The organism is Streptomyces sp. YIM 98790 (genome assembly GCF_011421595.1).
Lineage (GTDB): Bacteria > Actinomycetota > Actinomycetes > Streptomycetales > Streptomycetaceae > Streptomyces.
This window is the reverse complement of sequence record NZ_WTLH01000204.1, coordinates 1-9,340: the sequence shown is the minus strand read 5'-3', so window position 1 is coordinate 9,340 and position 9,340 is coordinate 1. Positions and strand designations below refer to the sequence as shown.

Sequence of the window (9,340 nt, the reverse complement as noted above, 5' to 3'; positions counted from 1 at the left end):
GCCCCCGGGGCCGCCGCCGCAGCCCTACGGCCGGCCCGGCGGCCCGCCGCCCGGCGGCCACCGGAAGCGGGGCGGCTCGGCGGCAGCGGTGATCGCCGTGGTCGCCGTGGTGGTGCTGGCCGCGGTGGGCACAGGCGCCTGGTTCGTGTTCGGCCCGGACGACGACAAGGACGGCAAGGGCGGCGCGGCTGCCGGCGCGGTCGACCCGGACACTCCCGGGGGCCTGGTCTGGTCCCTCGACGAGGGCCTGGGCGACGGCGACAGCCCGCACGGCTTCTGGCCGGTGGGCGACATGGTCGTCAAGGCGGGCGGACCCGTCTTCACCGCCTATGCGGTGGCCGACGGCTCCGAGGTCTGGAGCCTCGAACTCGCGGAGGCCGAGGTGGTCTGCGCGCCCGCCACCGCCAACGCCGACGGGCTGCTCGTGGTCGGCCACGGGGAGAAGAACTGCGGGCAGAACATCACCCGGATCGATCTGAAGTCCGGTGAGCAGGGCTGGAGCCGGCCGTTGGAGCCGAACACCAACCCGCTCGGCTTCGGTATCGCGATGGCGGGATCGTCCTACGCCGTTCACACCACCGGCGGCTGGAGCCTGCACCGGGTCGAGGACGGCGAGGTGATCTCATCGGCCGGCGCGGAGTACAACTCGCTGTCCAAGAGGGTGAACGAGATCCCCGGCGTGCTGGAGCAGGACATCTCGGACGGCGAGGACATCTGCGCGGTGGACGGGGTGGCCGGCGGCGAGGTGCTGGTCCGGCGGCGCACCTGCGCCACCGTGGTCAACGCCGGCAACGGGAGCCTGACCGAGCCCGTCTTCCGGCTGGACGGGATCGATCCGGCGACCGGAGACACGGCGTGGACCGTCGACCTGCCCGAGGGCACGTGGATGGACAAGATCCACAGCACCTCGCCGCTGGTGGTCTCGCTGCGCTCGGAGGAGTTCGGCCCCATGACGGAACTCGCCTTCATCGACGGCGGACAGATCACCGCGACGGTGCCCGTGGCGGACACCGGCATCTCGGCGGACGACGTCCACGGCCTCCGCGACGAGCTGTGCCGGGGCGACGTCGTCCCCTACAGCGCGGTGGACGACTGCGAGGGCATGGCCGCGCATGACGGCGTGCTGTACGTGTCCCCGGTGGAGTTCGGCGGCGGCAACCCGGTGACCGCGCTGGACACGGCGTCCGGTGCGGTGAAGTGGCAGTACCGGACCGAGGAGTTCTTCCGGATGACCGTGCTGGGCGCGGACGACGGGGGTGTGATCGTGCATCAGGCCGGGTTCGGCGGCCAGCCGAGCCAGGTGGTGCGGATCTCCCCGGACGGCAAGCAGGCGGAGCCGCTGTTCCGGATGGACGAGCAGTTCCTGCTCACCGACAGTTTCACGCTTTTCCTCGACGGGCGGTTCGTCTTCAGCCCGCGGGACTACTCCCTGGAGACCGATATCGCCGTCTACGGCCCGGAGGGGACGAGCGGCAGCGGGGCGGGCGAGGAGAGCGGCGGCGACGGGAGGAACGAGCAGGGCGGGGAGGGCGAGCAGGGCGGGGAGGGCCCGGCGGACTCGGGCCCGGAGCCGGGCGGCGAGTAGCCGGCGGCGGCCCCGGTGGCCCCGGTGGCCCCGGCGGCCCGGACGGCCGGACCCCCCTTGGTCGCCGGCCGCCCGGGCCTGTCAGTCCGCCCTCCGGGGAGCGGTGGGGAAGGGATCAGACGCGCTGCCAGAGCGCGGGCACGTGGGGCGGTTCCCACCCGGTCTGGGCGGTGTGGCCCTGGAGGCAGCGGTAGGTGGCGCCGCCATAGGTGACGGTGCTGCCGGCCTGGTAGGTGGTGCCGGCCGCCCAGGTGCCGCCGGGGTCGCCCGGGTCGCCCGGGTCACCGGGGTCGCCCGGGTCGCCGGGGCCGCTGTTGGTCTTCAGGGTCAGGCCGTAGACCGACAGGATCTCGTTGATGGGCTGGTAGAAGGTGGTGCCTCCGGTACGGCAGTTGCCGGAGCCGCCGGAGGTGACACCCTGCGCCTGGTTGCCGGAGATGTAGGCGCCGCCGGAGTCGCCGGGCTCGGCGCACACCGTGGTGCGGGTGACGCCGGTGACCGTGCCCTGCGGGTAGGTGACGCTGGTGTTGTGCTGCTGGATGGTGCCGCAGTGCCAGCCGGTGGTGGAGCCCGAGCGGCACACGGTGGAGCCGACCGGCGCCTGGGTGGAGCCCGCGACCTGGACGTTCTGGCCTCCGCCGCCCTTGACGTACGGGGTGGCGGTCCAGTTGCTGTTGGTCGCGACCCAGGCGTAGTCGTTGCCGGGGAAGGAGGAGCCCTGGAAGGAGCCCTGGGCCACCCGGTTGTACCCGGAGGTGGTGGTCCCGGTGGAGCCGCAGTGGCCGGCGGTGGCGAAGCCCTGCTGCCCGCCGCGGGTGACCGAGAAGCCGATGGAGCAGCGTCCGCTGCTGCCCATGTAGTACGCCTCGCCGCCGCGCAGGTCGTACAGCGGCCGGGGCTGTTCGGCGGTGGCCTCTATCCGGACCAGGGTGCGGTCCACGCCGCCGGCGTCGATCAGCGCCTCGGCGGCGTCCCGGTCCAGGGCCTGGACGACCACGGAGTTGGTCGGCAGGTCGACGAACCACACCGGCGCGTCGTCGGTCGGGGTGTGCCGGGCGGCCCGGTCCAGGGCGGCCTTGGCGGCGTCCAGTTCGGCGAGCGAGTGCTTCACCACGACGGCCCGGGCCCCCTCGGCGGTGATCTCGTCGGCCTCGTCCGCGTCGCTGGTGGCCACGGTGAGCCGGGCGGCACCGCCCTGCACCCAGGCGCCGGCGAAGCTGTCCTCCAGCGCCACTTCGAGGCCGATGGCCACCGAGGCGGCGTGCTGTTCGGCGGCCAGCCGGGAGGTGGCCTCGGCCGCGGTCAGGCCGAGATCGCGCTGCATGGCGGCGAGCAGCGCGGGGGCGGCCTGCGGGGCCTGTGCCTGCGGCCCCTGTGCCGGGTCGGGCTGGGCCGAGGCGGCGGGGGCCGTCAGGCCGGACGCGGTGAGCGCGCCCGCGACCAGCAGTGCGGCACCCGCGGCCTTGACATTGATCTTCCTTCGGAGCATGCCTTCTCCTCGTTCTCGGGGGCGCCCGAGAAACTAGCCGTGCACACGACAAGGCAGCAGACTCCGCTTCCCCCCTCTGCCCGGCGTTATGGAAGGCTCAGGCCGCCCCGGGGGACACCGCCGCGGCCGGCGCCGGGCCGAAACCGGGGTGGGCACAGAGCCAGCGGCGGTAGTCGGCGTTCTGCGCCGCGGCCTCGGCGTGGGCGTTCCGGGCCTGGGCGGCCACGGTCTGCGCGGTGCGGGCGGCCGGGGCGTCCGGATGCCAGCCGATGAGGTGCCGCCAGCGCAGCGGGGTGCCGGACAGCGGACGGGTCACCAGGCCGGGTGTGGGCGGGAAGGTGGCCCGGCACAGCCCCACCGCCCGGCCGACCCGCACCAGGTGCACGCAGGCGGCGGTGTCCGTCTCGAAGACCGTGACCGGGCGGAAACCGGCCCGCACACAGGCGGCGGTGAAGCAGTCCGCGAAGCAGCCGTCGCCGGGGACGTCGGCCCACGACTCGCCGGCCAGCTCGGCCAGCCCCACCTCGGTCCGGCCGGCCAGCGGATGCCCCTCGGCCAGCATCACGAAGACCGGGTCCAGGCCGACCTGCTGCCAGGACAGCCGTTCGGCGTCGGGCGGCGGCGCCTGTCCGCAGGTGCCGATCAGGGCGTAGTCCAGCCGTCCCTCGCGCACCGCCCCGGTGATCTCCCGCTCGGACCAGGAGGTGGCGGTGGACACGTGATGGCCGGGGAAGACCGTGGCGATCCGGTCCACCAGGGCGCCGAGCAGCGGACCGTGGGTGCCGCCCAGCCGGAACCGGGCGGGCCCGCCGCCCGCCTCACGGGTGCGGGCCAGCCGGACCGCGTCCTCCTGGAGTTCCTGCACGGCGGGAAGCAGCACCCGGGCCCGGTCCAGCACCAGTTCGCCGAGCGGGGTGAGCCGCACCCCGTGCCGGCCGCGGTCGAACAGCGGGCCGCCCAGGGCGCGTTCGATCCGCTTGAGCTGGGCGCTCAGCGCGGGCTGGGGCAGACCCAGCGCGGTCGCCGCCTTGGTGAGGCTGCCCGCGTCCGCAATGGTCCGGATCGTCTTCAGGTGCCGCAGCTCCAGGTCCATGCACCGAGCTTGGTCGCCCGCCCCCGGAGGGGCAAGACAACGGCACGGACAGCCGGGCGTGATCCAGGAAGGAGGGGCTGCGGGGCCGGGGGGTGGCAAGGAGGCCCCGCAGCCGGTGCGGTGGTGGTGCGGTGGCGGTGCGGTGGCGGTGCGGTGGCGGTGCGGCGGTGCGGGTGGTGGTGTGCGGGACGGGCGGCCGGTGCCGGGTGAGGCGCGGCCGGGTCAGGCGTCGAGCGGCTTGCGGCCCAGGCCGCCGGCGCACAGCAGGCCGGCGATGTCCAGCGGGCTCTTGACCGGCTCGTCCGGGTGCCAGTACGGGAGGTAGACCACGCCCGGCTCGACCATCTCCAGCCCTTCGAAGAAGGCGGCGATCCGGCCCATGCTGCGCAGCTGCCCCCGCCCCAGGGCGGCACGCAGCACCGCCTCCAGCCGCTGCGCCTCCGGCGTGGAGGAGCAGAAGTGGGTCAGCAGCAGGTAGCTGCCCGGGCTCATCCACTTCTTGTAGGTCTCGACCAGGCCGTCCGGGTCCTCCTCGTCCAGCAGGTGGTGGACCACGGCGGCCAGGATCAGGCCCACCGGGCGGTCGGGGTCCAGCATCCCGGCGACGTCGGGGTGGCCCAGCAGGGCCTGCGGGTCGCGGATGTCGGCGGTGACCACGACGCTGCGGTCGTTGTCCTCCAGCAGCGCACGGCCGTGGGCCAGGACGATCGGGTCGTTGTCGACGTACACGACCTTGGCGTCCGGGTTGATCTCCTGGGCCACCTGGTGGGTGTTCTGCACGGTGGGCAGGCCGGAGCCGATGTCCAGGAACTGGTCGACGCCCTGGCGCGCCAGGTAGCGGACCGCGCGGATCAGCATCCGGCGGTTGGTGCGCGCGCCCTCGCCGCCGTCCGGGAACTCCTTGGCGGCCTGCTCGGCGATGGCCTGGTCCACGGGGTAGTTGTCCTTGCCGCCGAGGAAGGCGTCGTAGACCCGCGCGATGCTGGGAACGGAGGTGTCGATCTCGACCGGCGCGGCAGCCGGTGGTTCCCGGGTCCAGCTCATGTCATCGGCCATATGCGGATGTCCTCCGTCGGGGTGAGTGGGGCGTCAGGGCGGGGGAGACGGGCGGCCGCCCGTCAGGTCAGCAGGAAGTCGGCTTCTCCTGCCTTGGCACCCTCGATGAACGCGGCGATCTCACCGCGGGTGTAGATGAGTGCGGGCCCGTGGGGGTCGGTGGAGTGGCGGAGGGCGACCCGGCCGTCAGGCAGTTTCCTGGCCTCGACGCAGTTGCCGCCGTTGCCGCCGCTCCAGGGCCGGTACCAGCCTTCGGTACCGAGGTCACTGGCGCGCATACCGTTGCGGACACGGTCGTGCATGCGGTCCATGTCAGAACTCCTTGCGGAAATCCCGCAGGATCTCCTTGGTGCGTCGTGCGGTTGCCGCCTGGGCCGACATGCGGTCCAGGAGTGCGAGGTGGGAGGCGACCTCGGTGCGTTCGTCCAGGTAGACGGCGCCGGTGAGGTACTCCACGTAGACCATGTCCGGCAGCTCCGGCAGCTCGAAGCGGAACAGGACGAACGGCCCGTAGCTGGCCGGGTGGAAGCCGGCGGAGAACTCCAGGACCTGGAAGGTGATGTTGGGCCGCTCCACCGCCTCCAGCAGCCGGTCGACCTGGCCCCGCATCACCCGGGGTGTGCCGACCGGGCGGCGCAGGGCCGTCTCGTCCACCAGCACCCACAGATGCGGGGCGTCCTCCCTGGTCAGCATGGTCTGGCGCTGCATGCGCAGCGCCACGAGCCGCTCGGTCTCCTCCGGGGTGGTGGGGGTCACCGAACCGGAGCGCAGCACCGACCGGGCGTAGTCCTCGGTCTGGAGGAGTCCGGGGATCAGGTGGGGTTCGTAGCCGCGGATGACCTTGGCCGCGGTCTCCAGGCTGACGTGCACGCTGAACCAGTCCGGCAGCACGTCCCGGAACCGGTGCCACCAGCCGGGCCGGTTGGCCTCCTCGGCCAGCCGGACGAAGGTCTCGGTCTCGGCTTCGGTGATGCCGTAGGCGTCGAGCAGCAGGCGCACGTAGGGAATCTTCAGCGCGACCTCGGCGGTCTCCATCCGGCGGACCGTGGCGGGGGCGACATGGAGCACCCGGGCCGCGTCCTCACGCTTCAGCCCGGCTCGCTCCCGCAGGTCCTGGAGCCTTTTGCCCAGCACGAGTTGGCCCACGGTGGGGGCGGAGCGGGCCTCACTCACCTTGCATCTCTCCTGCCATGCCCGCAGTGTGCCACGGAGAGGATTGGTCTGGACACCCTGCATCGTCAACTCTGAACTTTTCAGAGTGACTCTTGCCAACTGTGCACGGCGGGAAGCATAGTGAGGGTGTGACACGGTTCACCCTGTGGCGGTCGGAAGCGCTTACTGCGCTCGCCGGCTCGCGCGACGGCCACCCGGCGAGGACAGCCGTGCCATCTGCCGGATGCGGCACCCCGTCGTCCGGGGTGCTCGCGCAAAGCCTTACCGCGAGCGAGGAGTTCAGCCTGCCGGCGCGCGGCGAGTCGGTCGCCGAGGCGCGGCGGATGACCAGGCTCCGGCTGGACCGCTGGGGCGTGCCCGAGGAGGCCCGCGAGACGGCCGCCCTGGTGGTCTCCGAACTCTTCACCAACGCCGTGGTGCACACCGACAGCGAGTCGGTGGTGTGGCGGCTGCGCCGGGACCCGGGGCCGGAGGGCGACGGGGAGGTCTACGTCGAGGTGGGCGGGCGCCACCGTCAGGGGGAAGCCGTAGGCGCTTCGCGCACCCGCCTGCCGGGCGAGGAGCACGGGCGCGGCCTGCTGCTGGTGGAGGCGGTCAGCACCGCCTGGGGGATTCGCGACTGCCGGGAAGACGGCTGGTCGGTCTGGGCACGCCTGCCCCTGACCGCGGAAGGGGACCGGGGATGAGCGGCAACGGAAACGGCAACGGCAACGGCAACGGCGAGGGAAACGGCGGCGTCCGCGGGAGCGGGATCAGGAGCGGGTACGGCGGGCGCCGGCCGTGCGGACGCGCCGGCGGCGCGCCGCGGCGGTGCGGCGACGCCACCCGGGGCCCGCTGCGCAGGTGCTCCCGCTGATGCCGGGCCGGGGCGCCGGACTGCTGGCCAGGCTCCACCTGGTGCGCGGCCTCCCAGGGCCGGACCGCGGCGCACCCCCGGCGGAGGCGCACGCGGAGCGGCGGCGCGGGCGGCTTCGGCTGTGCCTGCCCTCCGGACTGCCCGCCCCGATGGGGTACGACGCCGTCGGCGTGGCCGCTCCGCTCGGGCCGCGCATCAGACGCGGGCTGCCGCGCACCGGCTGCGTGTTCGCGGATGCCGAGCGATGGTGGTGGATCGTGCCGGAGCAGGCCGACATCGGCATCGCCTGGCCGGATGCGGCGGATTACGCGGCCGGGGGCGTGGTGACCGCTCCCGGGGCGGTGCGCATGCGCCCGCGCCTCACCCACTGGCCCAGCGACGATGTGCCGTACACCCATCCGATCATGCTCTACATCGTGCTGTGCAATGTGCTGGGGCTGCGCCCGGAGTGGGAACAGGCCGCCACCGCGCCCGCCGGCTGAGCGGAACCGGAGATTCCGCTCCCGGCCCGGCGGGGCCCGGGGCGCGCCGGGGCGGCGCTGGCTAGGCTCGTGCGCATGTCTGTCTATGAGACCGAGATCGGTGCCCTGCGGGGCGGGCCGGCCGAACTGCACCGCTACCGCGACAAGGCCCTGCTCATCGTCAACGTGGCCTCCCGGTGCGGACTGACACCGCAGTACGAAGGGCTGGAGCGGCTGCACGAGCGGTACGCGGCACGCGGCTTCAGCGTGCTGGGGGTGCCGTGCAACCAGTTCATGGGCCAGGAGCCCGGCACCGCCGAGGAGATCGCCGAGTTCTGCTCCGCCACCTATGGCGTCAGCTTTCCGATGACCGAGAAGATCGAGGTCAACGGGGACGGCCGGCACCCGCTGTACGCGGCCCTGGTCGGCACCGCGGACGCCGACGGGCACACCGGGGACATCCGCTGGAACTTCGAGAAGTTCCTCGTCGCCCCGGGCGGCGAGGTGGTGGCCCGGTTCCCGCCGCAGACCGAGCCGGAGGCCCCGGAAATCCTCACCGCGGTGGAGAAGGCCCTGCCCGACGCCTGACGGCTTCGCCCGCCGCCGTTTTCCGCCCGGCCCAGGCCCCGGCTCCGGGCAGGTGCCGGGACCGGGCCAGGCCGGGCCGGGCCGGGCCGGCGGAGACGTACCGCGCACCGGACGCCACCCGGCCGGCGGCTCAGCGGGCGGCGGCGCGGCGGGCCACCACCAGGCGGGCCCGGGGGGCGCCGTCCGGGCGCCTGCCCAGCCCGGGCAGCGGCAGGAGTTCGACCGCGAAACCGGCACCCGCCAGGTCGTTCAGCACACCGGCCAGGGGGAAGGTGCGGTAGTACATGATGAAGCGCGGCCGCCACAGCGCGTTGCGCACCCGCATCGCGGCGTCGAAGCCGAGCAGCGCCCAGTAGCCGCGGGAGAAGACCTTCGGCGGGGCGCCGATCGGGAAGGCGAACCGGCCGCCGGGCCGGAGCGCGCCGTGCACCTGCCGGAACAGCGCGGGCCGTTCACGCGGCAGGAAGTGGCCGAAGGCACCGAAGCTGACCGCGAGGTCGAAGGCGGGGCGGAACGGCAGGCGGCGGGCATCGGCCCGGACCAGGTGGACCGCCGGATCACCGGGCGCCTCCCCGGTGCAGTGGGCGGAGCGTGCCACCCCGAGCATGCCCGCGCTGAAGTCCACGCCGACCACCCGCTGCCCGCACAGCTCGCGGAGCATGCCGATGCCCGCGCCGGTGCCGCAGCAGACGTCCAGGCCGCTGTCGAACGGTCCCAGCGGACGCAGCGCCGCGGCCACGGCGTCCAGCACCACGGCCGGGGTGCGGAACGGGGTCCGGTCGAATGCGGGCGCGAGCAGGTCGTAGCCGTGCTCGGTGGAGGACAGTGCCTGCACGGCCAGCTCGCGCAGCGTCGGGCCCTGCGGGGAGAACACGGTGACCACGGTACCGGTCCGCCGCGTCCCGCGGGCGGGAACGCCGGGTCAGGGGCCTGCCGCGGGGTGTCCGGCGAGCCCCTGACCCGGCGTGCCGGCCGCCCGGCCTCCTGACGGCACCGCGGGATCGCCCGGTGGTGCCGGCCCGGCGGCGCACGCGCCGGC

At 74.0% G+C, this 9,340-nt stretch carries 10 protein-coding genes; 4 read left to right on the top strand and 6 right to left on the bottom strand.

The features are described from left to right. The coding region (locus tag GQS09_RS24070; RefSeq protein ID WP_165989658.1) for a PQQ-binding-like beta-propeller repeat protein at positions 1-1,585 on the top strand (1,585 nt) is incomplete at its 5' end. 115 nt (positions 1,586-1,700) lie between these two features. Here GQS09_RS24070 and GQS09_RS24065 read toward each other — a convergent pair. The 5 genes from GQS09_RS24065 to GQS09_RS24045 all read right to left on the bottom strand — a co-directional run bounded on the left by GQS09_RS24065 (position 1,701) and on the right by GQS09_RS24045 (position 6,396). Further along, on the bottom strand, positions 1,701-3,074 hold the full coding sequence (locus tag GQS09_RS24065) for a carbohydrate-binding protein (RefSeq protein ID WP_165989656.1): 1,374 nt from the start codon (positions 3,072-3,074) through the stop codon (positions 1,701-1,703). Between the two features lie 97 nt (positions 3,075-3,171). Next, positions 3,172-4,167 carry a LysR family transcriptional regulator gene (locus GQS09_RS24060; RefSeq protein WP_165989653.1) on the bottom strand — a complete coding sequence of 332 codons (996 nt, stop codon included), beginning with the start codon at positions 4,165-4,167 and terminating at the stop codon, positions 3,172-3,174. Positions 4,168-4,389: 222 nt separating this feature from the next. Next, on the bottom strand, positions 4,390-5,223 hold the full coding sequence (locus GQS09_RS24055) for an SAM-dependent methyltransferase (protein ID WP_165989651.1): 834 nt from the start codon (positions 5,221-5,223) through the stop codon (positions 4,390-4,392). A gap of 62 nt (positions 5,224-5,285) precedes the next feature. Beyond that, a complete protein-coding gene (locus GQS09_RS24050) occupies positions 5,286-5,525 on the bottom strand; it encodes a DUF397 domain-containing protein (protein WP_165989662.1) in 240 nt (79 codons plus the stop codon). 10 nt (positions 5,526-5,535) lie between these two features. After that, a complete protein-coding gene (locus tag GQS09_RS24045) occupies positions 5,536-6,396 on the bottom strand; it encodes a helix-turn-helix transcriptional regulator (RefSeq protein ID WP_165989649.1) in 861 nt (286 codons plus the stop codon). Between the two features lie 209 nt (positions 6,397-6,605). On the opposite strand from GQS09_RS24045, the gene GQS09_RS30460 reads away from it, so the two are divergent. The 3 genes from GQS09_RS30460 (at position 6,606) to GQS09_RS24030 (ending at position 8,301) form a co-directional block, all read left to right on the top strand. Continuing rightward, a complete protein-coding gene (locus GQS09_RS30460) occupies positions 6,606-7,082 on the top strand; it encodes an ATP-binding protein (protein ID WP_165989647.1) in 477 nt (158 codons plus the stop codon). Positions 7,083-7,251: 169 nt separating this feature from the next. Beyond that, positions 7,252-7,734, top strand: a complete 483-nt coding sequence (locus GQS09_RS24035; RefSeq protein WP_243761731.1) for a hypothetical protein — start codon at positions 7,252-7,254, stop codon at positions 7,732-7,734. A gap of 75 nt (positions 7,735-7,809) precedes the next feature. Continuing rightward, positions 7,810-8,301 carry a glutathione peroxidase gene (locus tag GQS09_RS24030; RefSeq protein ID WP_165989645.1) on the top strand — a complete coding sequence of 164 codons (492 nt, stop codon included), beginning with the start codon at positions 7,810-7,812 and terminating at the stop codon, positions 8,299-8,301. Positions 8,302-8,431: 130 nt separating this feature from the next. On the opposite strand, the gene GQS09_RS24025 is transcribed toward GQS09_RS24030, so the two are convergent. Then, positions 8,432-9,175: a class I SAM-dependent methyltransferase gene (locus tag GQS09_RS24025; protein WP_165989643.1), complete on the bottom strand. Its 744-nt coding sequence runs from the start codon at positions 9,173-9,175 to the stop codon at positions 8,432-8,434. Between the last annotated feature and the right edge of the window lie 165 nt (positions 9,176-9,340).